Origin of the sequence: Candidatus Manganitrophus noduliformans, from assembly GCF_012184425.1 — a bacterium.
GTDB lineage: Bacteria > Nitrospirota > Nitrospiria > SBBL01 > Manganitrophaceae > Manganitrophus > Manganitrophus noduliformans.
In genome coordinates this window covers 1-26,306 of record NZ_VTOW01000011.1, presented here as the reverse complement: position 1 = coordinate 26,306, position 26,306 = coordinate 1, and the positions used below count along the sequence as shown (strand labels likewise).

The 26,306-nt window shown below is 55.0% G+C and carries 21 protein-coding genes; 6 read left to right on the top strand and 15 right to left on the bottom strand.

Annotated features, from left to right (window positions below; genetic code table 11):
• Positions 1-3 precede the first annotated feature (3 nt).
• From MNODULE_RS23905 to MNODULE_RS23845, 13 genes are all read right to left on the bottom strand, one after another.
• On the bottom strand, positions 4-1,788 hold the full coding sequence (locus tag MNODULE_RS23905; RefSeq protein WP_168063716.1) for an ABC transporter ATP-binding protein: 1,785 nt from the start codon (positions 1,786-1,788) through the stop codon (positions 4-6).
• Complete coding sequence (locus MNODULE_RS23900) at positions 1,779-2,156, bottom strand: hypothetical protein (protein ID WP_168063715.1); 378 nt, start codon at positions 2,154-2,156, stop codon at positions 1,779-1,781. The genes MNODULE_RS23905 and MNODULE_RS23900 overlap by 10 nt, the downstream gene beginning before the upstream one ends.
• A 136-nt stretch (positions 2,157-2,292) precedes the next feature.
• Positions 2,293-2,718 (bottom strand): hypothetical protein, encoded by a 426-nt coding sequence (locus MNODULE_RS23895; protein WP_168063714.1) that lies wholly within the window; start codon positions 2,716-2,718, stop codon positions 2,293-2,295.
• 93 nt (positions 2,719-2,811) lie between these two features.
• Positions 2,812-4,101, bottom strand: coding sequence for a glycosyltransferase family protein (locus MNODULE_RS23890; RefSeq protein WP_168063713.1), 1,290 nt, complete (start codon positions 4,099-4,101; stop codon positions 2,812-2,814).
• A gap of 160 nt (positions 4,102-4,261) precedes the next feature.
• Positions 4,262-4,618 carry a response regulator transcription factor gene (locus tag MNODULE_RS23885; RefSeq protein ID WP_168063712.1) on the bottom strand — a complete coding sequence of 119 codons (357 nt, stop codon included), beginning with the start codon at positions 4,616-4,618 and terminating at the stop codon, positions 4,262-4,264.
• 131 nt (positions 4,619-4,749) lie between these two features.
• Entirely contained in the window at positions 4,750-5,424 is a 675-nt protein-coding gene (locus tag MNODULE_RS23880) for a response regulator transcription factor (RefSeq protein WP_168063711.1), read from the bottom strand.
• 1 nt (position 5,425) lies between these two features.
• A complete protein-coding gene (locus MNODULE_RS23875) occupies positions 5,426-6,601 on the bottom strand; it encodes a sensor histidine kinase (protein WP_168063710.1) in 1,176 nt (391 codons plus the stop codon).
• Between the two features lie 152 nt (positions 6,602-6,753).
• Positions 6,754-7,965: a hypothetical protein gene (locus MNODULE_RS23870; RefSeq protein WP_168063709.1), complete on the bottom strand. Its 1,212-nt coding sequence runs from the start codon at positions 7,963-7,965 to the stop codon at positions 6,754-6,756.
• Between the two features lie 331 nt (positions 7,966-8,296).
• Positions 8,297-8,917, bottom strand: a complete 621-nt coding sequence (locus MNODULE_RS23865) for a tetratricopeptide repeat protein (RefSeq protein WP_168063708.1) — start codon at positions 8,915-8,917, stop codon at positions 8,297-8,299.
• 68 nt (positions 8,918-8,985) lie between these two features.
• Positions 8,986-9,780, bottom strand: a complete 795-nt coding sequence (locus MNODULE_RS23860; protein WP_168063707.1) for a hypothetical protein — start codon at positions 9,778-9,780, stop codon at positions 8,986-8,988.
• A 79-nt stretch (positions 9,781-9,859) separates the two neighbouring features.
• Positions 9,860-11,215, bottom strand: a complete 1,356-nt coding sequence (locus MNODULE_RS23855; RefSeq protein WP_168063706.1) for a sigma-54-dependent transcriptional regulator — start codon at positions 11,213-11,215, stop codon at positions 9,860-9,862.
• Between the two features lie 33 nt (positions 11,216-11,248).
• Complete coding sequence (locus MNODULE_RS23850; protein WP_168063705.1) at positions 11,249-13,267, bottom strand: sensor histidine kinase; 2,019 nt, start codon at positions 13,265-13,267, stop codon at positions 11,249-11,251.
• 207 nt (positions 13,268-13,474) lie between these two features.
• Positions 13,475-13,870, bottom strand: coding sequence for a response regulator transcription factor (locus MNODULE_RS23845; RefSeq protein ID WP_168063704.1), 396 nt, complete (start codon positions 13,868-13,870; stop codon positions 13,475-13,477).
• A 64-nt stretch (positions 13,871-13,934) separates the two neighbouring features.
• On the opposite strand from MNODULE_RS23845, the gene MNODULE_RS24515 reads away from it, so the two are divergent.
• The 6 genes from MNODULE_RS24515 (at position 13,935) to MNODULE_RS23820 (ending at position 21,732) form a co-directional block, all read left to right on the top strand.
• Positions 13,935-14,159, top strand: a complete 225-nt coding sequence (locus MNODULE_RS24515; protein WP_202882339.1) for a hypothetical protein — start codon at positions 13,935-13,937, stop codon at positions 14,157-14,159.
• On the top strand, positions 14,105-14,968 hold the full coding sequence (locus MNODULE_RS23840; RefSeq protein WP_202882342.1) for an IS630 family transposase: 864 nt from the start codon (positions 14,105-14,107) through the stop codon (positions 14,966-14,968). The genes MNODULE_RS24515 and MNODULE_RS23840 overlap by 55 nt, the downstream gene beginning before the upstream one ends.
• A 1,382-nt stretch (positions 14,969-16,350) precedes the next feature.
• Positions 16,351-17,028, top strand: a complete 678-nt coding sequence (locus MNODULE_RS23835) for a hypothetical protein (RefSeq protein ID WP_168063703.1) — start codon at positions 16,351-16,353, stop codon at positions 17,026-17,028.
• Between the two features lie 524 nt (positions 17,029-17,552).
• The gene (locus tag MNODULE_RS23830; RefSeq protein ID WP_168063702.1) at positions 17,553-18,821 is read left to right on the top strand and encodes an ISNCY family transposase; all 1,269 of its coding nucleotides are present in this window, start codon (positions 17,553-17,555) and stop codon (positions 18,819-18,821) included.
• Positions 18,822-18,974: 153 nt separating this feature from the next.
• Positions 18,975-20,321 (top strand): sensor histidine kinase, encoded by a 1,347-nt coding sequence (locus MNODULE_RS23825; RefSeq protein WP_168063701.1) that lies wholly within the window; start codon positions 18,975-18,977, stop codon positions 20,319-20,321.
• Between the two features lie 4 nt (positions 20,322-20,325).
• Positions 20,326-21,732, top strand: coding sequence for a sigma-54-dependent transcriptional regulator (locus tag MNODULE_RS23820; protein WP_168063700.1), 1,407 nt, complete (start codon positions 20,326-20,328; stop codon positions 21,730-21,732).
• Positions 21,733-21,744: 12 nt separating this feature from the next.
• On the opposite strand, the gene MNODULE_RS23815 is transcribed toward MNODULE_RS23820, so the two are convergent.
• Together MNODULE_RS23815 and MNODULE_RS23810 are read right to left on the bottom strand one after the other, a co-directional pair.
• Positions 21,745-23,061 carry a diguanylate cyclase gene (locus tag MNODULE_RS23815; protein WP_168063699.1) on the bottom strand — a complete coding sequence of 439 codons (1,317 nt, stop codon included), beginning with the start codon at positions 23,059-23,061 and terminating at the stop codon, positions 21,745-21,747.
• Positions 23,062-23,158: 97 nt separating this feature from the next.
• Positions 23,159-25,573, bottom strand: a complete 2,415-nt coding sequence (locus MNODULE_RS23810; RefSeq protein WP_168063698.1) for a bifunctional diguanylate cyclase/phosphodiesterase — start codon at positions 25,571-25,573, stop codon at positions 23,159-23,161.
• Positions 25,574-26,306 lie beyond the last annotated feature (733 nt).

Sequence of the window (26,306 nt, the reverse complement as noted above, 5' to 3'; positions counted from 1 at the left end):
CGTCTAAAGCCCCTGGAGTCGAAAGAGTTCATAGTAGTATCCTTTCCGCTTTAGAAGCGCGTCATGGGTCCCCTGCTCCACCAATTCTCCCTCTTTGAGGACCAGAATCCGATCGAAATGTCTGATCGACGAGAACTGGTGGACGATGACCAGGCAGGTTTTTCCCTTGTGCATCCGGTCGACCGCCTCCTCGATCAGCCTTGCCGATTCGGCGTCGATCGCGGAGGTCGGCTCATCGAGAACCAAAATGGAAGGCCGTTTGATGATCGCCCGGGCCAGGCTGATTCGCTGACGCTGGCCTCCGGAGAGGGTGCTCCCTCGCTCCCCGACAATGGCGTCGTATCCCTCCGGAAAGGTCATAATAAAGTCGTGGGCGTGGGCCTGGCGCGCCGCCTCCTCAATCTCTTCGACGGTTGCATCCGGCTTCCCGTATGAAATATTTTCCCGGAGGGTCGTCCCGAAGAGGAGGGCCTCCTGGAGAACAATCCCGATCTCATGGCGGAGCGATTCGCGCCGATAATCCTTGGTGTTGACCCCATCGATGAAGATCGTCCCCCGCGTCGGATCGTAGAGGCGAAGGATCAGGCTGACGATCGTCGACTTCCCCGCCCCGGAGGCCCCAACCAGGGCGACCCGCTCGCCGGGGGAGATGGCGAAAGAGATATCTTTCAAGATCTCCCTCCCATCCCCGTAATCGAAAGAGACCCGATCGAAAACGATCTTGCCCTTGAGATTAGACGCTTCGACGGCGTCGGGACGATCCTGGATCGACGGCTCGATCTCTAAAATCTCGGAGATCCGTTCGGCGCTTACCATCGCTTTGGAAAACTTGGTCGACAGCTTCGCCAGATCCCGGATCGGCTTGTGCATGTTGGTCAGATAGGAGACGAAGACGAAGACATCCCCGGGGGCCATCTTTCCCTTGAGAACCTGCAGCGATCCGAAGAGGACCGCCACCCAAATCCCGCCGGCGCTGATCACCTCCACCGCCCGCGTCGCCGCGGCCCCCATCCGCGCGGTCCGGATGCTCTCCTCCAGGGTCTCGGCGCTCTCCGCCTCGAACCGCGCCTCTTCGTACCGCTCCCTCCCAAACGCCTGGATCATTGGGATGGAGGTGAGGATCTCGCCGATGCGGGAGGCGACCATTCCTTCTTTTTTCCGCTGCCGCTTCGCCGACGCCTTAATCTCTCCATAGAGGTAAAAAAGGCCGTAGAAAAGGAGAGGGAAGCTCGCGAGGACGATCAAGCTCAACTTCCAGTTCATGGCGAACATGATCACGAACATCCCGAGGACCGTCAGCAGATGAGAGGCAAAAAGGAGGGCCGATTCGGCAAAAACATCCCGCAACGCGTTGGTGTCCCCCGTGACCTTGGTCAGGAGCTCCCCCGACCGGGCCCGGTTATGAAAGGAGAGGGAAAGCCGCTGAAGGTGGGAGAAAAGCTCCCGCCGAAGAAGATAGACCGCTTCATAGCCGATGCGGGAGGTGAGGTAGAGCTTTGAGTAGGAGAAGATCCCCCTGAAGAGGGCAATCAGGATGATCGCAGAGGAGATAAAAATCAAGGCGAAGAATTTTCCATTTTGAAAAAGACCTCCCAAAAAGGAGAGCGCGGAGGGAAGCGGCTTGTCCAAGAGGATATGGTCGAAGATGATCTTCAGCGGCCAGGGAGCCATCACCTCGGTCAACGTGAAACCGAGCATGCAGAGGATCGCGAGCGAAAGAGACCCCTTCACTTGACGGAGATGGCTCAAGACAAGCTGTTTAAAGCGGGTCGGTCCTTTCACTTCCATCCTTTATCCGGGTCGGGCTGGACATTATGATCCCCTTGATGTGGTAGACAGCCTTTAACGCTCGGCCCTGTGTCCAGCGCCCCCCCATCCCTCCAGCAATCGTCGATAACCGGCCCCGTCCTTCCCCCCGGCATCATCGCCTCCCAACCGTGCGATCCAACAACGATCACCACACGTCCGACCCCACTCTTCCCGAACTTCTTTCTCTGCACTTCCAGTTCCTCCGGCGAACTCGCATAGACCAGGATATCGCCGGGCAGGGCGGTCCCATCGGTTATCTTCACCAGCACGTCTGAATAGACCCCTTCCTTCTCCCTCGGCGCGTCCAGGGAGATTCCCAAAGGAGCGACCTTTTCAGATGACTCCACTCTCGATCGTCGTATCTGATACGCACATAGATTGGGAGGTGAAGCTCAACGTGTTTGGTTTAAGGACCGACCACACGTCCAGAGATTTTGGATATAGACATTGCACCCCGATCTGACCTCCTCGATAGCATCGGACTCATCGTATAGATAGACGCTGCAGACAACCGCCGGCCTCGCCCCGACCGCGGTCAGAAACTGGACTCCGCTGATCACGCATGAGGCTGTCCCCGCATGAGAGGAGAACAGCGTATACTGTAGAGAAAAAGCGTCCGTTCTTCAACAAAAAACTGGTTTCCCGCTGATAAAGTCCGTCAGCGATCTCCACGATGATATCAGCGGGGCGGACCGCTGACACGCTTTCAAACAGGGTCTGATAGAGGTCCATCAACTCCTCGGTCTCGCAGTGATAGGCCGATGGAAAACCGACTTCGGAAAAACCGCTCACAAAATCGGTATCCTTTTTGTAGGCAGTCCCGGTCAGTTTGAGATAGGCCACCTTTTTCCAGATCCCTTTCAAACTTCTTGCGAGATAACCCACCGTCGTGGTCTTCCCGCTGTCCATCGACGCGCCGACGGAGAAGCCCCACGATTCACCCAAAGGGGATACCCTGATAAAGGAGAGGCGTTCACTGCATGAAAGAGGTCGGCTGGCCAGTCACAGGCGGCCTTCAGCCGGGAGCGCCTCAAGGCGATCCGGAAGCTCCTTGAAGAAATCGACGGCCCAATCTTCTCCATCCCCCGAAACCTGGTTCGATGCCTTTTCAGATTCGGCAAGGAGTATGGAGATCCATTCTGTAATCCGAGGAAGCGCGTTGAGATCGATTTGCGGGGGAGGCGGGGCGTGACGCGCTTCCCTGCCGAGTTCGTCAAGAAGGGCGCGCATCAACGTTTGCGGCGTGAGATCGTCAGGGTGAACCGTCTTAAAGAGCCCAAGGCGGGAGAATCGCTCCGCGCGGATCCATTGCTCCTCCACCGGTTTGGCGCGGGGGACCACCACCGCCCGTTTCCGGAGGGAGAGGATCTCGCAGACGGTATTATACCCCCCCATGGATACGACCACATCGGCCGCGTCCATGTAACTCATCAGGTCATTGGTGAATTCAGCCATCCCGACATGAGGATATTGGGCCATCTTTTGCTGGAGCCTTTCCCTTTGGACTTTCGGCATCTCCGGACCGCAGACGATCAGGCTTCTGTGGCGATCCCCACCGGAGATCTGCTCCAGTCCCATAATATACGTCTCCAAGAGACGATAGCCATCTTCTCCCCCTCCCGGCGTTACCAGAACGAGCTGCTCTCCGTTCAAACCGAGCTCCTCCCTGATCTCGTCCCGGCGCTTCGACCCGGCTTCTCTCCGGATATACCCGCAGAACCGAACCTTCTCCGCAATCTCAGCCGGAAACCGGTACTCTTTTCTCGGATCGAAGATCTCCGGCAGGCCGACCAGCAGGACAAGGTCGTAAAAGGAGCGGATCGCGTCGTAGTAGCCGTTCTTCTCCCAGATCGGGATGGTGGCCTCCGGCCGGTCAAGGATATCCCGAAGCAGGAGCACATTCTTCGTCTCCGGAGAATGAAGTTCCAGATACTTGAAAACTTCCTCCAATTCACCCTTGACTCCGTACGGTTTCTTGTCGACCAGAAAAAGATCCGGCTTGAAATTCGCCGCCGCCGTCAGGATCAGATCCGACCGAAGCGCCATCATCTCCTCCAGCCCCGTTCCGAGGCTTTTCACAGAGTAGCCCTCGCGCTCGGTTCGGCTCAGACACGGCAGCTTCACATAGTCGAGTCGAGGAGGAAGCCGAAAGCTCTGAATCATCGGAGATCCCGAGATGAGCAGGATACAGAGATCGGGCGTCGATGAAATCAGATGCTGGCAAATCGAAAGCATCCTCCGAATATTTCCAAGGCCGAATGTATCATGGGAGTAAACCATCAACTTCTTCATTGCTGCCTCCGGTTAAAACAATTTTAGATAAAGCAAGCCCCATACCAAAAACGGGTCGCTCTCTGTGAACAAATCTCACGAAAAAGAGGCTTAAAAATCAACGAAGCCAATATCTGAGCCCGGCCCATGCCTGAAAACGGGTTTCCCTGCCCGAAATCCATCAATGGCAGACAAGCTTGTCAATCTTCTTCAAGAGAACTTCAAAAGGAAAAGGCTTCGTCAGGTAATCGTTCGCGCCGGCGCGCATCCCCTCCTCCTTCAGATCCGAAAAATCTTTTGCAGTCATCATCAATATGGGGGGCATGATCCTTTGATTTCTTAGGTATCTGCAAATTTCCAATCCGTTTTTTTGGGGAAGATAGACATCCAGAATGATCAGGTCGAAAGAGGCCGTTTGAATCAGGTCTATTCCTCTCTCTCCGTCCAGGGCGACCCGCACGTCATGCGCTTCCGCCTCCAAGCCCCTTTTCATGAACCCTGAAATTCGCTCGTCATCTTCAATGATCAAAATCCGCAACGATTCCTCCAAAAATATTTCAAAAAACGCTATCAGATTATCAAAGGAAGATAAAAACCAAATAAGAAAAAGATGAGGAGCTGATAAGACCCGGGTTAATTAAAGATGCGAGGGGCGATGAATTCGGAAAATCAGTCGGAAATTTTGTAACCGACGCCCCGAATGGTTTGAATGAGTTTCTTCGAATGCCCGTGATCGATCTTTTTACGCAGATAAAGGACATAGACTTCGACCGAATTAGTGAAGGTATCATACTGGTATCCCCAGACCTGTTCGAGAATCGCGGTCCGGCTCAACACTCGGTTGGGGTGGCGCATTAAATATTCCAGAAGGGCGAATTCCTTCGCCGTCAGGTTGATAACTTTGTCCCCTCGGCGGACCTCGTGGGTCCCCTGGTTTAAGACAAGATCAGCAACCCTCAGCTCGGAAACTGCCTCCCGATAGGGCCCGGCGCGGCGGAGAAGGGCTTTGATCCGGGCCAAGAGTTCTTCGAATGCAAAAGGTTTGGTCAAGTAATCATCGGCGCCGATCGCCAGGCCCTCTACTTTCTCTTGAACCGTGTCTCTCGCCGTCAGCATCAGGATCGGCGTCTGAACCTTCTCCTCCCGGAGAACCCGACAAACCTCATCGCCGTTCTTTAAAGGAAGCGCAAGGTCGAGAATGATCATTTGATAAGGAATAGACGTGGCCATTTCAATCGCCTTCAGCCCGTCGGGCGCCACTTCCACCTGGAAGTGCTCGGCCTCCAGCCCTCTTTTGATAAAACCGACAACCCGCTCGTCATCTTCTACAAGGAGAACCCGCATTCTAGACCTTCGCCTTCTCCAACAGAGGCAGATCAACGGCAACCGTTGTCCCGACACCGACGACACTGGAGATCGATATGGCGCTTTGGTGCGCTTCGACGATCCACTTCGCGATCGATAACCCCAGTCCGGCCCCGCCGTGGGCCATTGACCTTGCTCTCTCCGTCCTGTAAAAGCGCTCGAAAATGTAGGGGAGAGCCTCTGCAGGGATGCCGATCCCATTGTCGGATATCTCCACCCGGCCGAATCGTCCATCCTTCCGCAGAGAAATCCGGACCTCTCCTCCGGAACAGGTATACTTGATGGCGTTATCAACCAAAATCAGAAAGAGCTGCTTCAGTCGCTGGACGTCTCCTCCCACTAAAACTTCCTGATCTTGGCCGATGAAGGAAACCTTGATCTCTTTTTTCTGAGCAAGCGTTTCGCCTGCGCGGCAAACATGGACAAAAATTTCCGAAAGCGAGACCGGCCGTCTCTCGATTCGGATGTCTCCCGATTCGGAGCGGGCCAAAAAGAGGAGGTCGCCCACCAATTGATTCAATTGCTCGGTCAGTAGAACGATGTACTGGAGCACCTTTTTGTATTCATCGGCTGGCTTCTCTTTTCCACGCAGCGTGACCTCCGCCTCGCCTCGAATCACGGAAAGCGGCGTCCTCAACTCATGACTGATATCGGCAAAGAATTGCCCTTTCAATACCCCCGCCTCTTCCAGCTTCTTCTTGGAAATTTCTAGCGCCTTTCGAGATTCCTCCAATCGGTAAAGCGACTCAAACTCCTGGTACCGCAACCTGAAAACGAAGTAGGCGCTGGTCATGGCGATAAAGGCCGTCCCTAAGAGAAAGGCGTTGTTATTGATCAGGATCTCAGGACGGCGGATATCGTCCTTAAGAAGAATCGGCAAGAGATACGATCCGTAGATAACGAAGCAGATTCCGGCCGTGATCCGAACATCCCATGCGTACAAAAGGGTAATCGCGAGCATCACCAGATTGAGGCCCGCATAATAGGACGACTCATATCCTCCCAGATAGCGGATCATCAGCGAGATCGCGCCGCCGATCAAAATCGGAGCGGCCACACCGAGGAAAATGATGTTTTTTTTCCCAATCGAGGTAAAGGTCAGGACAAAAAGAAGAAGGGTCGCCGCCGCGCAAAACAGCCGAATTTCAAAGAACATCCGGAAATAATCCGGAACGAGGAAGTAATCGAGCACGCTGAAGAGGGGAACAAGGATGGAACCTAAAACGCAGGCAATCTGAACGCGAAAGACATTGACTTCGTGTAGGTATTTACGAAAAGCGATCAGGAAATTTTGGTCAGCAGTTTGCTTCAGTTTGCTTTATTGAACGCCGGCAGGGCAATCAATCCTTTTCCAGGAAGGGATCTGAGTTTTCTGTCTTTTCGGATGATCAGGTAAAGTTGTGCGCCGTTGTCGTTCGACTCGACGACAACTTCTGAAACCGAAGGGATTTCTTCCGCCAACACACGCATCTCTTCAGGGGTGCGGTGGATGAGATACCACTCCGCCGCGTACTCCATATAATAACGGGAGTCGTTGGACACGTCGAAATTCCCGATAACCAACTCACCTTGGTCGGACAACAGTTGACATAACTTCTGAGTCAGCCTCTTTGCGATATGAACGGGAAGATAATCGAACAGGCCGACGGTGTAAATCAAGTCCTGGCCGGTATACGGCGCCAGGGCTTCCGGATCTCTAATCAACTGATGAACCGTCCTGTTCAGATAGTGCACATCGATCCGGCTGTCGAAGGTTGATTTTAAATCTAAGATTCTCGAATGGCATTGCCAGAGCGCTTCCTGGGCCATGTCGACCAGACTTACGCGACATCGATCACTGTGGGGATTGGTCCGGATCAGGTCCTGCACTTCCTGAGCCGGTCCCGAACCGATGCTGGTGATGAAAACCCCCTCCTCCCGGTGAAGATTTCGCGCAATGGCGCGATTCATCTTATCGAGCATGTAGGGCACCCGGTCGACCACCGCTTGCGCGGCCGTGACGCGGCAGGAATACCGGTTGATCAAACGGGCAAAGAGGCTCTCTCCAACATCGTGGTCCCCGTAAAGCATGTTCATCATCTCATAATCTCCCGGAAAACCAAGCGGCTTGGAATAGGCCCGGCAGACAAAAGGAGACAAGAGCAGAAGGGAATGAAGGTGGCGCTGAAAATAATTTCGATGGACGTGATGCTCCGCCTGCGTAAAATCCCGGACGATATCATTCATCGATAGAAGCGCGGGATGAAGGAGCGGCATCATCACTTTCTCCGCGTGGCCGAGGGTTTCCTTCTCGATCCGCTTCCGTTCAGCGGCGCCGTCGTATTCAATATGCGACTCTTCCAAATCGAGTTTCTGCTTCATCTCTTCGAGAAAGTCGCGCACGTCGGAGACAACCACTTTAAACTGCGGCGCAACCTTTTCTAAGGATTTTTTTCTCTCCAGAAGCTCGTTCAGGTTTTCCTGCGCGGCGATCTTGCTCTGATCAATCAGTGAAGCGATCTCTATCTTATTGCTTCTCATATCCTTTTCCAAAGTGCCGAGGCATCAACCGGCGGCTTTGCTTCACAGGACCGGAACAGTCACTCTTCCAGCTCGTACCCGTATTTACAAGAACGCCAATCCAGCGAATCCCTCAAAGGATTGAAGCGGTCAGGCAGTGCCAAAAGCAATTTCCATGCCCAGGCCTGTCAGTGGGTCCTTCCCGGATCGGCGGAGAGGGTCGGCTCAAAAGACCGATGAAACAGGTTGAAAGGCCCACCCTTTTCTTCAAATCGAGTCCGGTACGGTATCCTTGATTGACCGTTTTCCGGCCGGACCGCCGAAGAACTGGCACCCCCTCCATTCCGATGGGTTAAAAAGGGGGCGGGAAAAACCTCTTTAGCCTGTCGAGATGCCGCTCGGCCTCTTCTCTCCATTCCGGATCGGGCTGCTGCTGTAAAAACCGCTCAAGTAGGGCGAGAGCATCCCCCTCTTTTCCTTCCTGGTCGTAGAGCAGGGCGAGGTTGTAGAGGGCGCGGGGCTGGTTCGGATACTCGTCCAGGACCGTTTCGTAAATCTCTTTTGCCCTCGCGGTTTCTCCCCGTTCGATATAGAGATGAGCGAGGTTCAACCGGGTCGGAAGATGGACCGGGTCGATCTTCAATGCTTTCAAGTAGGCGTTGAACTCCTCCTCGGGAAGCCCTTTGAAGTTGTAGACCAAGGCGATGTTGTAATAAGCCCGGACATACCGCGGATCGGCGGCGAGGACCTTCTGAAACTCCAAAAAGGCGAGGTCGTATTGTCCGCTCCGAAGATAGGAAACGCCGAGATCGTTTCTGGCCCGGAGGTCATCAGGATGGTTCTTCAAATATTCCAGATAAAGCCGAACGGCTAGATCGTGGTCTCCCCGGTCTGTCGCTTCGAGCCCCCGAAGGTGTAGACTAGAAGCGCATCCGCTCAGGACGAGCCAGGAAAAGAGCAGTGGAAGGATCATGCGTCCTCTGAAAAAAAAGCCGAAGGAAAACATGAATCGAAGCATCCGTTGCCGCATCTCCGCCACCCTTACTTTAAATGATCCTCTTCCCGTTTCGCTCTTGCCAGCATCTCGTCCGACATTGCAAACAGAGCCTGGACCCGCTCCGCATACCGTTCAACTGCCTGATCGAGCGCCGCCAGCCTCTCTTCCAACGTCCGAATCTGCCGGTCGATCGGCTCTTTTTCAATCCCTCTGGGAAATCCCTGAAGCCGGGCCAGGGTCTGTTTAATCTTGAGATCTTCCCGAAGAAGCCGGCTCTCCTCCTCCATTTCATTCCGCTTTTTTTCGAGTGTCTCGGCATCATTTCGAAGGAGAATCGCCATCTCCCTCGTCTGGGCCGGGGAGGCCCCCTCCAGATCGGGTATCTCGATCTTCGGAAGTACAGCGATATGGAGCGAACGGGGCCGCCGCAGATCTTCCCGCGCCTGCATTTTTGCCAACACCGCGCGATGGATCTGGTCCGCCCGCTGCACTTCCCCCCGGCGCATCGACGCCTCCGCCTCGCGAAGGAGAGAATCGATCTCTTCCCCCATCAGATCATATAAGAGCCGCACCTTTTTCTCTCGTTCAGCGTGGAGATTCTGCTCCAGTTTTTTCAACTCCCGCCGATCAAGGAGAATTTCCCTTAAGCGGGAGAGGAGTCCTTCCAGCCGGATCTGATGGAGAACTCCGGCCGCTTTTTGTGACTTGAGGACCTGGACTTCCCGCGAAACCTCCTCGGATTGACGCGCCGATCGATCGAGCAAATTCAACACCTGCTGAAAGGTTGTGTCAAAGGCGCGGATTTCCTCAACAAGGGAATCGGTCCGCTCACCCGCCAAGGAGATCCCCCGGCAAATACCAACGGCCAATAACAAGACACTTAAGATGACGCCGTAACGCAGAGACCCTTTAATCCCCTCACTGATCCAATAGCCCATACTTGCGCATTTTGTACTGGAGCGAACTGCGGTGCACACGGAGCATCCTGGCCGCTTGTGTCTGATTTCCCGTCGTCTCATCCAGGGTCTTCTTGATAATTTCACGCTCCAGCATCTCCAGTCGTTCGGTCAGCCCCAGCTCGTTCGATTCCCCGTTTGATCCCGCCGGGGTTGAAACCAGTTGGAGCTCCGGAGGAAGGTCGCCCGCCTTGATGATCTCCCCCTCTGCAAGAACGGCGGCCCGTTCGATGACGTTTTCCAATTCCCGCACATTCCCGGGCCAACGGTAGAGGGTCAAGAGATCAAGGACCTCCGGGAGCATCCCGAGGTTCTTATGAATCTCACGACTGATTTTTTGCAAGAAGTAGGCCGACAACTCCGGTATATCTCCATGCCGTTCTTTCAGGGAAGGAAGATGGATTTCAATCACCCGAATTCGATAATAGAAGTCCTCTCTGAAGCGATGCTCCTCGATTTCCCTCTTTAAATCGCGGTTCGTCGCGGCAATCAACCGGACATCGACCCGGATGGTTTTTGTCCCCCCCACCCGCTGGATTTCCAGCTCCTGTAAAAACCGCAGGAGCTTGACCTGAAGGGAAAGAGGAAGCTCCCCGATCTCATCCAGAAAAAGAGTTCCTCCCTCGGCCAGTTCCAGCCGTCCTTTCTTTTGAGCCGAAGCCCCCGTGAAGGCCCCTTTCTCATATCCGAAGAGCTCACTTTCCAGTAGATTTTCCGGAATCGCCCCGCAATTGACCGCGATGAAGGGGCCGTCTTTCCGAGCGCCCCTCTGATGAATCTCTCTCGCGACCATCTCTTTTCCCGTTCCTGTCTCCCCAAGGATCAGTACAGGGGAGGTGTGCGGGGCCACCTTTTCAATGAGGCGGTAGACCTGCTGCATCTTCTCCGAGCGGCCGATCATCCGCCCGGCGGCATGATCGAGCGTTTCCCTCAGGTAGCGGTTTTCCGTCAGAAGCCTTCTTTGCTCCAGGGCCTTCTCCACCCGCGCCTCAATCTCGGTCAGCGAAAAGGGTTTGAGGAGATAATCAAACGCCCCTTGCCGCATCGCCTCCACAGCGGTTTCCACCGTTCCGAACGCCGTGACCATCAGGACCGGGGTCTGCGGCGCTCGTTTTTTGACTTCACGAAGGAGCTGGAGGCCGTCGATCTCTCCCATCTGAAGATCGGTAATGACCAGATCGATCTCCATCTCATTGAAGCGCTCCAGCGCCTCCGCTCCGCTCCCGGCCTCGATCACTTCGTAGCCTTTCTCAGAGAAGAGACGGACCAAGGATCGCCGCATCGCCTCTTTGTCTTCCGCAATCAACATCCGAATCATCGTTTTACTCCTTCATGGAATCCAGCGCCGGCTTCATCCCGGAGTCTGGCCGGGGAAGAGCCGGTTCCCCTGCGACCGATCCGTCTCCAGAGTCGTCTCTCTTTCTGATTCCTCCAGACGGATCTGAACGATGAAGGTCGTCCCTTTCCCTTCTTTTGTTTCAAAAGTCAGACTCCCTCCGTGTTCACGGATAATCCGCTCTGAAATCGCCAGACCAAGCCCCGTCCCTCCCCGCTTGGTTGTGAAAAAAGGACGAAAGATTTTGTCCCGCTGCGCGGCGGGAATCCCGGGCCCCGTGTCGGAGATTCGGAGGACGAGATGAGGGGGGACGATCTCGGCTTCGATCCGAAGCTTTCCTTCCGTCCCTATCGCTTGGAGCGCGTTCTGGATCAAATTGAGAAGGACACGCCGAAATTCGAGCGGATCGACGGACACTGCGGGAAAATGCTCCGGAAACCTCTTCTCGACGACGATCCGTTCCGGTGTTCCCGAGGGAGCGGCTAGTGAGAGGGCCGCATCGATGATCTCCGGGAGGTCGGTTTTCTCAAAACGGAACAGCGGCATTCGCGCATAGGTCAGAAATTCGGTGACGAACCGGTTCAGATGCCTGATTTCGGCGACCAAGTCCCGACTCAGTTCTTCAAGATCCCCCTCCGCAGAATCGATCTTTTCTTTTTCATCCCGGAGGTATGCCATTCCCTTCACTCTGCGACTGAGCAGCTCACCGAGGGCTTGAATGGCGGCAAGCGGGTTTCGGATCTCATGCGCCATCCCCGCGGAAAGCTCGCCGAGAAGCGCCATCTGTCGCTTCAACGCGATCTCATCCTGCAGATTTTTTACCTCCGTGAGATCGGCAAAAACTGCAGTGGCGCCGATCTCTCTTCCTCTCTGGTCTCTAATCGGCGAAGCCATCGCACCGATCCAGCGTTTTCCCCCGGAAGGGTCTTCGATCGGGAATTCTTCCCAGGCCGTCTCGCTTCCGGTCGTGACCGTGGACATGATGATTTTCTCCAAGGGAGAACAGGCGCCGAGCGCCCCCTGAACCGGTCGATCCAGAAGGGCCGATGAAGAGAGGCCAAGGATGTTCTCGGCAGCCGGGTTGCATGAGGTGATCTCTCCTTTCAGATTCACCCCCAAGACCCCGCTCGGGATGCTTTTCAAAAGCGTTTGACTGTATCCCTCGAGTATATCGGCTCGGGCTCTCTCTTCATCGTACATTCGGCGAAGCAGCGCATCTTTCGTCCGAATCTGAGCGATCATCCGATTAAAATGTCTTCCGAGATCGCCCAGTTCGTCTCTTCGCTTTAAATCGACTTGCGGGTAGTTCCCCTCATTTCCGAGCTGCTCCGTAGCGGCCGTCAGAATCTGAATCGGACGGATCATCGAACGGGAGAGGAGAAAACTAATCAGGAGAATGCATCCCCCGCTGGCCAGGGTGATCCCGATGAATTGGCGGCGGACCCGGCCCACAATCTGCATGAAATCAACCCCCACCTCAACCCCGACCCCCGCGATAATTTCCTCTTGGCTGTCCTTCAAAGGGGCATAGCCAGCCTTGTAAAATCGGCCATCCCGTCCTCGATAAAGAACCGAGGAGACCGTCCGGCCGCTCCATACCTGGTCGAGCTCATAGGAGTCAATCTGAAGGAAAAGATTCTCCTCGCCAATCGCCTGCGTTCCGTCTGAATCAACGATCACTCTGTTCTCACGGTCGAAGAGATGAATATCTTTGACACGGGTCGCTTCCCGAATCTTTCCAAGATCTTCCAGGATGAGACGGTAGAGCGAGGTGTCTTCGTCCCCAGGCTCAATTCTCATCAGGAAAGCGGGATTGACCGTCCGCGCGACCAGATCGGCGACCCCCACGAGCCGCCGGGACAATTCCGCGTCGAGCGCCTCGCTCGCGGAAGAGAAGAAGAGCCATCCGCTCAGAGAGAACACTGTCACGATCAAGAAGATATAGGGGATGATGAACTTAAAGAAAAGGCGGCTGCGGAAAATCGGATGGTTGATCGAACCGGATCGGGGAGGCTGTCGCGTTTCAGGAGTCATATTTGATATCCGTGTACACAGAACCTCGGCTTGAAAATCGAAAGGATGGCGAATGCGTAGTCATTGCGATCGACCGGAACGGGATTCGAGTAAAGGCAATCTTTGTCGCCAACGATGTCATGAAGCGGAGTACGTGATGGTTGACGCCCCCCACGGTTTTCACAGGCGCCGCCGCCGTTTTCCCGATTTCAGATTCCGACTCCTTAATTACTGTTTATTGCTTGTTTGTTCGCAATATCTGTTTTCCTGAATGTTCCGAATCTCCGCTTTCAGTACCCGAAGAACAATCGGCTTCGTGAAGAAAACCGATGCCCCCGATTCGATCGCCCTGTTTTCCGCCTCAGGAGCATCCCGGGCCGTCATAACGATCGCCGGAAGTTGAGGGTGAATCGCTCGAATCTCCCTCAGCAAATTGATGCCGTCATAATCGGGCAGACCGATATCCAGAATAAGAAGATCAATTGAAGTGACATTGAATATCTTCCATGCTTCCGCCCCGTTGTTCGCTTCCATCACTTCATAACCCTCCCGGCGCAGGCTGATGGCGATGTTCTTCCGAAGGAGCGGTTCATCTTCGACAATCAAAACCCGGTTTTTCAACATGATGTTCCTCCTATACTTACTGATCAGTTCACTAAATAGTGCGTAGTGTGCTATTATACCTGGCATGCACAAACGAAATGATGCCAGGAAATTGGAGTCCTCGGCGCTGCATCTGTTGCGCCGGCAAGTTGTGCAGGCGGTCCGCCGTGGGACGGTGCAGAGCGAGGCGGCGCGCACGTTTGGAGCAAGTCTGCGGGCGGTGAGCAAATGGATGCGGCTTGACGGGAAGGCGGGCTGCGGGCGCTTAAGCTCAAGCGCCGGGGACGGCGTCAGGGGGAGAAGCGCCTGAGCGCAAGGCGCTCCGAGCACATCCGCTTGTTGATCGTAGGCAAGATGCCCGATCAATTGAAGCTGCCGTTCTATCTGTGGACGCGCGGGGCGGTGGCGAGCCTGATTGCGCGGGAATATGGGGTCGAGGTCTCGCCGGTCACTGTGGGACGCTACTTTCAGGCCTGGGGCCTCAGTCCCCAGAAACCGGTGCGACGCGCCTACGAGAGGACCGATACGGCCATCGCGCGCTGGTTGAAGCAGGAATATCCGGCGATTGCCCGACAGGCCAAGCGGGAAAAGGCCGTGATCTACTGGGGTGATGAGATGGGATTGCGTAGCGACCATGTCACAGGTACAAGCTATGCGCCGGTAGGAAGAACCCCCGTGGTACGGGCCACCGGGAGCCGCTTTGGCTGCAATATGATCTCGGCGATTACCAACAAGGGGGCCTTGGCCTTTATGGTGTTTCAGGGCAAGTTCAAGGCGTCCGTTTTTGTGGAGTTCATGAAGCGGTTGCTCAAGCAGTTCGACGGCAGGATCTATCTGATCGTGGACGGACATCCGGTGCACAAATCCGGCGTGGCCAAGCGCTTTGTAAACCAACACCAACCACGACTGAGGCTCATACGGATGCCGGGCTACTGCCCGGAACTGAATCTCGACGAATTGCTGAACCAGGACGTCAAGACCAATGGGCTCGGCAAAAGCCGACCGACCAACCGGACAGAACTCATGGCCACCGTGCGCAGCCATCTGCATCGACGGCAGAAGCAACCGCAAATTATCAGAAACCTGTTTTGCGAGGATCATGTTCGTTATGCATCCTAAAAACTACGCACTATTTGGTGGTCGGCTCAGTAACTATCTATCCGCCAAAATACGGTGAAACATTCTATTTGCCTTGACGCCTGAAGGCAAGTGCTGGGGCAAATCCCCCATAACGGGGGGGGTCTGCCCAAACGGTCTTGAGTCAACCCTCTGTTTTCCTCAGGCCAGATCCCCGATCGCGTCCACCCGGCCGTGCGGCCTCGTCGCCGCCGCCCCTCGGCCTACCGGCAGCTCTGCCCATTTGCATGAAAGGGATCTACCTGAACGCCGGCAAGACAGCCCTCTCCGGTGACGCTGTCGATCGTGACGAAACCGGTGGAGGATAGTGAGAGATGATACCTTGATCGTTATTAAATCCGCACGTCTCCCGCGACAGACAGCGGAGCGTCCGCTCCTCCGCAGGGTCATGGAGGAATCCGGGGATGAGGAGATTGCTCGAACCGGAGGGAACGGGATCATTCGTGAGTCCCCAAATCGGACCGAAACCCCGTCGTTGTCAACAGTAGCGATTGGATTGATCTGCTCAGAGGTAAGCGCGTCGTGCTCTGTCTCGATCCGGATCGGGCCAGTTCCATCCGGATCGGTCCTTGCGTGACCGATAACCCGTTCCGGATTGAAACCGGGACATCCCGGACAGGAACCGTCCGCTCCGGTCGAAAGACGATCCACGCTTGTCGTGTTCGAAAAGAAGTCGTCTGAACTTGCCCCCAAACTGTGATTGGAGAGGGTCAGAAACAGAATGGTCCAAACCGCCTTTTTGATCATAGACAATCCCCGGCGATTCTTAAACGCAAAGTGTATGCCAACCATCTACCCCACTCATGCAACCTTTTTTCCCATTGAAAAAACTAAAATTCAATATGAAGATCCCCGCCGAAGAGAAGCGTGTGGAATAATAAAGTGGGGGAAATACCCCAACCATGGGGCATTTCCCCCACGCTTCCGACCCCCTCGTCTTCAACTACCTTCGTTGGGCGATTCCCCCAAACCACTTGTGGAAGATCATGATTTCCCGCGTCTTATATAGCTATAGCGAAACCACTCCTTAAATAACGCTGAATATTCGGCAAGTCTCGTCGTCCGGGAAATTCATTCTCAAGGCGCACTTTTTGCTTTATTTTTAAAGAGGGATCCAATATTGTCATTGCAATTCGATGGACAAATTGGGTCACAAGGATAACCGGAGTCGTTTCAGAGCCATCCGCCGAATCGGTTCTTTGAAACAGATCGCTTATTACGCGTCTTAACAGGAAATGGTATAAAATAACAGTATATTCTCCGGACACAGGCAGATCGAAAAGTCTTCTACGCCGGAAAGTGAAGTAAAGCAGGGGCGACACAGACACATCAAGGATATGAGACTGCGGTTTTTAAGCGGAGGAATGTTGTTTTTTTGCCTATTAACCGGGGTGGCCTTCGGTCAGAACATCCAGATCAATACCGCCAGCACTACCGTTGGATCGAGGACGTTCGGGTTTGACATCAGCCCCTCTCAACTTCAAACGGTGATGCAATCGGCCGGTCTGCCCGATTGCGACGCCAGCCACGGCGTAGACGGCGTGATGACCTGTACCCTCGGCAATTATGTCAAAGCGCCGGGGATGCCGGGATCGTTCACCGGCAACCCCTTCAAGACTGTCTGGTCCGAGGCGGACTTCGGCTGCGGAATTCCCTGCAGCACATTCGGAGGGGCCGATCCACAGACCGCGCCTCAAGGTTTTGAAGGCCCAAACACGCCGGCCGGAACCGTCACATCGACGGTCGATCTCGGGCTGGGTTTCGTGCCGGGAGATCCCTTCCATGCCGCCGGGCATGTGACCTTTGCGATGGACCCCTCGACAATGAGCGTATTGATCGATCAGCAAATTCTTCAGGAGATCAATACAGGCAGCGGCTTAACGATTGCCTTTACCGAAACCGATTCAGCCCTCTCATTCACCTCCATCGCAGACTCCGATGTGGACCGATTCACCGGTCCGGTCGATATGATAACCGGGATGATCCTGACCAAGGAGGCGAGATTGGTCCCGCGTCGGGAACCCCATTTCACCTCGGTTTGATGATCCCGTTTGAATACGGTGGAGGAGAAAACTTCAGAAGCGGGAACGGCTTTACCGGAAGCGACTTCCCGCGCGATCAAGCCTTCGTTACACCCGGGCTGAACACCGGGGCGGGGGATCGCTTCCCCGACTTCTGACGCTTGGGGTGGACCGGACTCGGGGAAAGACCTCCCCCCCATCGTGCAGATTAGTCCGGTTTCGCCCTTGTATTTTTATCCGCATACAGCTCTTGGTCTGTATAAACCAGGGTGGTCCGCCGAGACGGCATCGACAGTGAAACAGGCGACGCCGATGCCGAGGGTGACCGACAGCCGATGGCCCATCCTGTTCTGTGATGACGCCAACCCTCCCCTCCCCGGCTCAGCGATCTTTGCCCGCTCCCCCGTCAAGATCATCCCAAATGATCTGCAGGAACCGGAGGCATCCATGTAATCCAAAAGTGATAATGTCCGCTTTTACCAAAATAGAAATGTCCTTATATAAGCTACACTGCTTCCTTCATTTTGAGAGGAGACGGAGGAGCTTTGGAGGACATTTTGGTGATGAGGAGCAGCGAAGCAAGGCGGCTGCATATTATCGAGCAGGTCATCGAGAAGGGGCTGACCCAGAAGCAAGCGGCAGCACATTTGGGGTTAACCGATCGACAGATTCGCCGACTTAAGCGGCGGCTATTAGAGGAAGGAGAGCGAGGGCTGTGTCATCGCAGCCGAGGCAGGCCCTCGAACCGGCGGACGGACGAGAAGAGTAAGCGGCAAGTGCTGAAGATCTACCAGCAAGAGTATGCGGGGTTTGGGCCGACGCGGGCGGCGGAGAAGCTCTCGGAGCGCAATGCCATTCCTCTCAGCGATGAGACACTTCGGCTGTGGCTGAAGGCGGAAGGGATTGCGTATCCGAGCCGGAAGAAGCGGCCGCATCGGCGCTGGCGACAGAGGCGAGGGCAGTTGGGGGAGTTGTTGCAGATGGATGGCTCCCATCACGACTGGCTGGAGGGCAGAGGGCCTTGGTGTGTACTGATGGCCTACATCGACGATGCGACCAGCCGCGTGTATGCTCGTTTTTACGAGTACGAAGGCACCTACCCCGCCATGGACAGCCTTCGGCGCTACATCCAGCGCGATGGGGTTCCCTTGGAAGTCTATATCGACAAGCATTCGACCTACAAATCGACTGCAAAGCAGAGCGAAGAGCAACAACTCTTAGACAGCAAGCCGATGAGCCAGTTTCAGAGAAGCCTCCAGGAATTAGCGGTGGAAGTCATCCATGCGGACTCCCCCCAAGCCAAAGGGAGAATCGAGCGACTCTTTCGCACCTTTCAGGACCGACTGGTCAAGGAGATGCGCCTTGAGAAGATTGCAAGCATCGAAGAAGCAAACCGATTCTTAGAGAAATATCTGCCGATCTATAACAGACGCTTTAGGGTTGTCCCGCTAAAGCCGGGGGACCTGCATCGGGCGGCTCCTCCTGCAAGAGAGCTAGATCGAATTCTCTGCCTTAAGAGCGAGCGGGTATTGAGGAAGGATTGGACAATCTCTTATGAAGGCAAGCTGTATCAAATTCAGAAGAATATTCGGGCAGAGAAGATCTGCGTTGAAGAGTGGTTGGACGGCTCGTTGCATTTGAGTCACCGAGGAAGGAGTCTACCTTACACAGAGATTCTGAGTCGGCCACTGAAAGTGCAGCCGCCTTCTGAGCGCAACCAAACACTCAAGAACAGCAAGCCCGTAGCAGATCATCCGTGGAGGAATTTTCAGTTTGGTCGAAACAGAAAAAGAGAACTCGCTCCAAACCCCTAAAACCGGACATTTCTATTTTGGTAGAAAGAGGACATTTCTATTTTGGCTTGACAAAGCCGGAGGCATCCATTGACTCACAGAAAGTAATCAGTTACATTGATTGATGTTTTGGATCAATAGAAATGAATTCACCCGTTCTTCGATTATAACCTCATGCCGATTGAAGAGAAACAACCCTTTAACCTCCTTCGCTGGTTTGCTCTTCTGAGCTTCCTCTCCGTCGGTCTGATCACAGCCGTCTCCTCCATCCTCCTCTCGAGCTTTCTCACGCACAACATGCTCCAGCGCGACGCGGTCGTGACGATGGAGTTTGTCCAGACCATCGCGCAAGCGGAGAATACACGCAGCTATTTCGAGACGGATGATCCCGGGAAGACGAAAACTGTTTTCGAGGCCTTCTTCAAGCAGATTGCCACCATGCCGGAGGTGGTCCGCGCCAACGTTTACAACGGCAACGGATCGATTCTCTGGTCGGATGACGATCGCTTCATCGGCCATCGTTTCAGCCCCAACCCCCAATTGGAGACGGCGCTCTCGGGAAAACTGGCCGTCACGAGCGGGACTTCCGGGAAATCATCCAAGCCGGAGCATGTTTTCGATCAGGAGGTTCCTTTTTTCGCTGAAATATATATCCCGGTTTGGAACCTCTCCGAGAACAAAGTGGTCGGCGTGGTGGAAGTCTACAAGGTTCCGCTTACGCTGTTTCATGCCATTCAGCGTGGAAATCAACTGGTCTGGTTGAGCGCGGGCCTGGGAGGAATCTTTCTCTATGTCTCTCTCTTTTGGATCGTACGCCGTGCGGCCCGGGTCATCCGCCGGCAACAGGAACAGCTCGTTGAATCCAAAACGATGGCCGCCATCGGAGAGATGGCTTCGGCCGTGGCCCACGGCATCCGGAATCCGCTCGCCTCTATCCGCTCCTCCGCGGAGGTCGCACTGGAAGAAAACCCGCCCTTTCGCGCCACCGCCGAGGAGATCATTCATGAGACAGACCGGATTGAGGACTGGATTCGGGAGCTGCTCGTCTATTCCAAACCGCCGAGCGGAAATCCCGCCTCCATCCGGATCAACGATCTGATCCAATCGACCCTCGACTCCCTCGATCGTGAGATGAGGAAGCGGAGCGTGAAGCCGACGCTGACCCTGGAACCGTCCTCTCCCCTCGTCCACGCGGACGAGGCATTGATGCGTCACGTCTTAATCAGCCTGATCGCAAACTCGCTCGATGCCATGCCGGAAGGAGGAGAATTGCGGGTCTCCAGCCAAAACGAGAAAAATGCCGGCCGCGTCGAAATCGTGATCAAAGATACCGGAAGCGGCATTCCGGAAGCTCAGATGGACAAAATCTTTAAACCCTTTTACACGACGAAATCGAAGGGAATGGGGGTCGGCCTCTCGCTGGCCAAACGGATCATCGAGCGGCACGGCGGGACGCTGCAGATGGAAAGCAAAGAGGGGATCGGAACCACTGTTTTACTACACATTCCATCAGCGGGGTAGATCGATGTCGTATGCCATTCTCATCATTGAAGATGAAACGACGCTGGCAAGAAACATGAAGACGTATCTGGAACGCTATGGATACGAGGTCCGAATCGCCCAGAGCGCCGAGGAAGGATTCCAGCAGCTCGATTCGTTTAAGCCGGACGTCATCTTACTCGATCTACAGCTGCCGGGAATGAGCGGCCTTGACGCCCTCGCTCGGATAAAGGAGCGTGACGCGCAGGTGAAGATCGTCATCATCACCGCACATGGGAACATCGAAACGGCAGTCGACGCGATGAAGGCCGGCGCTTATGACTTTATGAATAAACCGCTGGTCCTCGCAAAACTCAAGGTCCTTCTCGACAAGGCGGTCGGACAGACCAAGTTGGAAGGGACCCTCTCTTATTACAGGGAAAAAGAGGCCGGTGAAAGTACGCTTTCCGCCCTGATTGGGAAGTCGCCGCCGATGCGTTCATTGAAAAACCGGATCGAGCAAATTATCGATTCGGAGCGGAAATTAACGGAGGGGGACCCGCCCGCTGTCCTGATCACCGGTGAGACCGGCACCGGAAAGGAGCTGGCGGCTCGGGCTCTTCACTACAACGGCCCGCGAAAAAATGGTCCTTTTATCGAAATTAACTGCGCCTCGATTCCAACACAGCTCCTGGAGGCCGAGCTCTTCGGATATGAGCGGGGCGCCTTCACAGACGCAAAGGAGAAGAAGATCGGCCTTTTCCAGGCTGCGGAAGGAGGAACCCTCTTCTTGGATGAGATCGGGGAGATTGAAATATCCCTCCAGGCCAAATTGCTCAAAGCACTCGAGGATAAAGTGATCCGCCGCATTGGGAATATTCGAGAACAGAAGGTCGACGTCCGGATCATTACCGCAACGAACCAATCCCTTGAAGAATCGGTCCGCCAAGGACGATTTCGGCCGGACCTCTTTTTTCGGCTTCGGATCATCCACCTGGAGCTTCCTCCGCTCCGCAGCCGAGGGAGCGACATCCTCCCTCTCGCCAACCATTTCTTGAAAATCCACTCCCGGCGATATGGAAAACAGGGAATGCGCTTCAGTCCGGAAGCCGAAAAGGCGCTCCTCGATTATTCATGGCCCGGCAACGTCCGCGAATTGAGAAATATGATCGAGCAGACCGTCCTCCTCTCAAAGCAGGAGACGATTGAGCCGGACCAGCTTGCACTCCTCCCCGGCCTTGTCAAAATACACAAGGACCAAGATAAGGAGAGCGAGGGTCGGTTTCTCCTCCCGCCGCAGGGAATCTCGCTCGAAGAGGTCGAGCGCGATCTTGTTCTCCAGGCGCTGAAGCAGACCTCATGGAATGTCACTCATGCGGCAAAGCTCCTGGGACTCACCCGCGATACCCTCCGATATCGAATGGATAAGTATAAGCTGGAGCCCTTATTCTGATCGACCTCCCGTCTATTCCTTTGGAGCGCCGTCCTGAGCCGCCGTGCAAACCTGGTTACGCCCCTTCTTTTTGGCCATGTACAACATCTGATCGGTCAACTGGACGAGATCACCTTCTGTCGCAGCTCCGTCGGGGTAAGAGGCCACTCCGATGCTGACCGTCACGGGAACGCCATCGACACCGGTAATCAGGCGGACTATTTCGGGTCCCATATCGTAAATCCTCTTTTGGATTCGCCATCCCAAAGCCGTCGCTTCCGGAACGGCTGTGTCGACCACTAGGACCGCAAACTCTTCTCCGCCATAGCGCGCCACGATGTCGCTTTGGCGAACAGACTCTTTGATCGCCTCCGAAACCAGCTTCAACAACTTATCTCCCTGAGGGTGACCGTAAGCGTCGTTGAATTTTTTGAAGTGATCGACGTCAATCATCATCAGCGTCAACGGCCTCCGATGACGCTCGGCCCGGCTGAACTCTTCGCTCAAGCGGCGATGAAACTCCCTGTGATTCAGCAGGCCGGTCATCCCGTCGTGCAGTGCCAAGTGTTTCAGGGCCTCCCGGTCTTCGTGAAGGATCACCGCCATCCGGTTGAATTCCACCGCAAGGACTTCCAACTCGTCCCCGGTTCTGATTTCAATACGATAGTCCAGATTTCCGCCCCCAATCCGCACGGCGCCCTCGGTAAGGGCCTGGACCGGACGGGTCAGATGACGGTCCAAAAGGAAGACGAGGACAATGCCCGCGAACATACCGGCCGCCGAAAGAAAGACAACCCATTGTATCATGCGGCGATAGGCCTCGTTCGCCCTTCTTAACTCAACCCTCCGTTCTTCCTGCGCGATCGTAAAGATCGCTCCGAGCGACTTCGTTGCCTGCATCGCCTGGGAATCCATCAGCGCCATCAGGCGGGCTGCTTCCGGGTTTCCGACCGGCTCCGAGATGCCGAGGAGGGTCGTGGCGGTCTGACGGGAAGCAAGCCAGTAGCCGAGCGCTTCCTGAACCATTCCCTTTTCTTCTTGATGATCGAAAAGAGATCTCTCTACCATCCGGTCGAATTCTGCGTCGACCTTCGCCGCAGCCTCTCTGAAACGGGAGATCTCTTGACGACCTCCCGTCGCCAAATAGTCGTTTGGAAATATGATAGCTCTATTAATGAGGGTTTGAAGGCGAATGGCCGGTAGGATCTCCTCCTCGCCCTCGGCGATGGCGGCTTCAAACCGATCGACCACTTCCTGTACAAGGAAAAGGCTCCCCGCACCGATCACCACTGTCGGAACGACCATCGCCAGCATGAAGCCGGAAAGTCTTTTCCTGATCGAAACCCGCATCGTTTCCCAAATTGGGGGAGCATCCTGGATCTATTCTTGCCGGGAACTCCTTGCTCCGCTCATAAGGCCCCGCGATCCTTGAGGTCTCAAGGGGGATCTACCGGGGGTTCCGGTCTCGCGTCGTCCCGACGATCCAGCCTTTTTGTGGAGCAAGCTCCGCGAGCCACCGTCCCATCTCCGCCGCAGGAATCGGCCGGCTGATATGATATCCCTGCGCCGCATCGCAGCCGACGAGGACGAGATGATTCCATATCTCCTGATTCTCCACTCCTTCGGCGATAACCTTCAGCCCCAAATGATGCCCCAGGTCGATGGTCGAGCGGACGATCATCGCGTCATTCTCATCCATGGTCATGTTTTTCACGAATGATTTATCGATTTTGATCGTATCCACCGGCAGCTTCCTGAGGTAGCCTAAGGAGGAGTAGCCTGTCCCGAAGTCGTCGATCGAAAGAGAGATCCCCGTCTGATTGAAACGCCTGAGAATCTCCAGCGCTTTTGACGGATCGGCCATAATCGCGCTTTCGGTAATCTCAAGCTCCAACTGGGATGGGGACACGCCATGTGTCTGAAGCAGTCCCGCAACCTGATCCGGGAACTGCGAATCGAGGAGATTCCGCGCCGACACATTGACCGAGACCGAGAACGCACGCCCCTCCTCCCGCCAGGCGCGGCATTGACGCAGCGCCGCTTCCACCACCCAGAGAGTCAGAGGCCGGATCAACCCGCTCTTCTCCGCGGGCGCAATAAACTCATCAGGCGGGATCAGACCGAATTCCGGGTGTATCCAGCGCACGAGCGCTTCCACGCCGATGACGCGGCCGGATCTGAGATCAATCTTCGGCTGATAATAGAGAATCAACTGTCCGGTCTCGATCGCCTGGCGCAATTGCCCCAGGAGCGCAAGCCGTCGTGTGCTGTGTTGGTCCCGCTCGGAAACATAAACCGCATACCCGTTTCCGCTCTGCCGGGCTAAAGAGATCGCCACATCCGCCCGTCGGATGAGAAGCTCCGCTTCCTCTCCGTGGTCGGGGAAAAGGGAGATCCCGACGCTGACTTCCACATCAAGCGCCAATTCTTCCAGGAAAAAAGGCTCCTCCAACCGTTTTGCGATCTTCTGGGCCGCCTCGATGCTCCCCTCGACCCCCGTCATGGGGAGCATCACTGCGAACCTATCGCCGGCGAGCCGCGCGACCGTATCGGATTTCCGCAGTCCTTCCAGCAGACGAACGCCGACCGCTCTCAGAACGAGATCGCCGTTTTTGTGGCCGAGGGTGTCATTTATCTCGTTGAAGCGATCCAGGTCCACGACAAGCAGCGCGAGCGGTTTTCGTTCCCGCTGTCCGGCCAGGATCGCCTGGTGAAGGCGGTCTCGGAGCAGCGCCGCGTTGGGAAGGCCGGTTAGTCTATCGTGAGTGGCTTGGTGTTCCAGGGCCGCGGTGTGTTTCTGGATCGATTCGGCCATCTCGTCGAAGGTTCGCGCCAGCAGCTCCAACTCCCCTTTTCGATAGGAGGGTCCGTTCCGCGCGCTGAAATCTCCCGCCGCAAACCGTCGGGTCGTCTCCGTCAACGCGTTTACCTGGCGGAGAACAAAGAGATCGCTCCCGACCCAGGCGGTGAGAAAGGTCAAGGCCCCGACTAGGCCGAGCCCCAGGAGATGACGGGAGAAAATCCGATTTACTTCGGAGAAGGCCGCCTCTCTGGGAATGCCAACCCCGACGTAAACATCTCCAGACTCTTGAGTACCGAAGAGAGGGGCAAATCCAAATAGGCTCGGAATCCCCTCCATGCTCGCCGCTTCCGCAACGCCCGTCCGTTGATCGAGAATAGCCCTGACGAAAGAGGTGTTCTTCAGGGATCGGCCGATCCACCTCTCTGGATTGGGGTATTGGAATAAAATGGTCCCGTTCCGATCGAACACGGTAAACGTTGATCCCGGTGGCAATTCCGCCTCGGATGCGAGCCGGTTGAGCCATGCTAAATCAAGCGCGGAGAAGATCACGACTTCGATCTGGCCATCCTTCATGACGGGGTAGCCGAAATTCACTGTGGCCTTGCCGGTAATACGGCCGATCTGATAGTCGCCGATAGCGAAATCGCCCGTCTGGATCGCTCGCTGAAAATAAGCCCGGTCGGAGAGGTTGGCAGGGCCAAGCGCCGACAGCGCGCTACAGAAGACCATCCCGTCGGCACTCGCTACGCCGAGATTGGCATAAAGCGGGTATTGTTGTAGGACTTTTGAGAGAACTGCACCGCACCCCTCCGTATCCCCGGAGCGAACCTCCGGAAGCTGGGATAAGCCGACGAGGAGCTGACGCACCCCCCCGATCAATTGTCCTTGATTTCCGGAAGCGAGCCGGGCCAATCGCAGGGCGGTCTGCTGCGCTTCGACCGTGGCTGAGTGCCTCTGTTCCAGAGCGGTATAGAACACAAGTCCCAAGGCCGGAAACACAGCAGTAAGGACAAGAAAAAATAGACGGACGCGCAGGCTCGAAAAGGAAAGCCGCTTCATCGGCATCCCTCTTGGCATTGAAGATTTCTCAAAAACGGTCGGCGGATCGGGGACTTGTGGGGAAGGAAAAAATGAGGAATACATTCCGTGAGGAATCGCCGCATGACACAATCTTGACAATCGTCCGTCAACAGACAAAATACCTTTATATAATCTTTATTATCTTTATAACTATACTTACGATCCCTCATTTTGTAAAGACGAGGATACTGAGATGATGGGATACTAAAATGGAGTAAACCCTGAATCGAAACAACGCGTTAAACAGGGGTCAGGTTGCCGAAGTAAACTCGTTCCCCCACATATGTGTGGCGCTCGGTGCCCTTGGGCGTGGCATTAACCCGCGCAGATCGTCTTTGCCGGAGCGCAAAAAGGGCGGCATCCCCGTTAATGAATGTTGTCCTGCGATCGTTACACCTCTTGACTGTTTATCACCTTCATGAGCTGGCCTCATTCACAGGCAGCCACAAGAAGAAGCACAATCTTGGAGCAGGTGGATGTTGTTGGATAAAAGGAGCCGTCGGAGCGGTCTGACGGGCCATTTTTCCAAAGAAGGAGATATCAATCTTTATCGAAGAGAGCCTAGTGTAGTGTCCAACAAATAAATGTAATCCCAAAGAGATAATGTCCTATTCTGCCAAAGTAGAAATGTCCTCTTTACTGATAGACTGTCTGCCCGAATTAGGAGGGCAGGATGGTCGGAGAGGACAAGGAGGTGATGAGTACCAAAGAG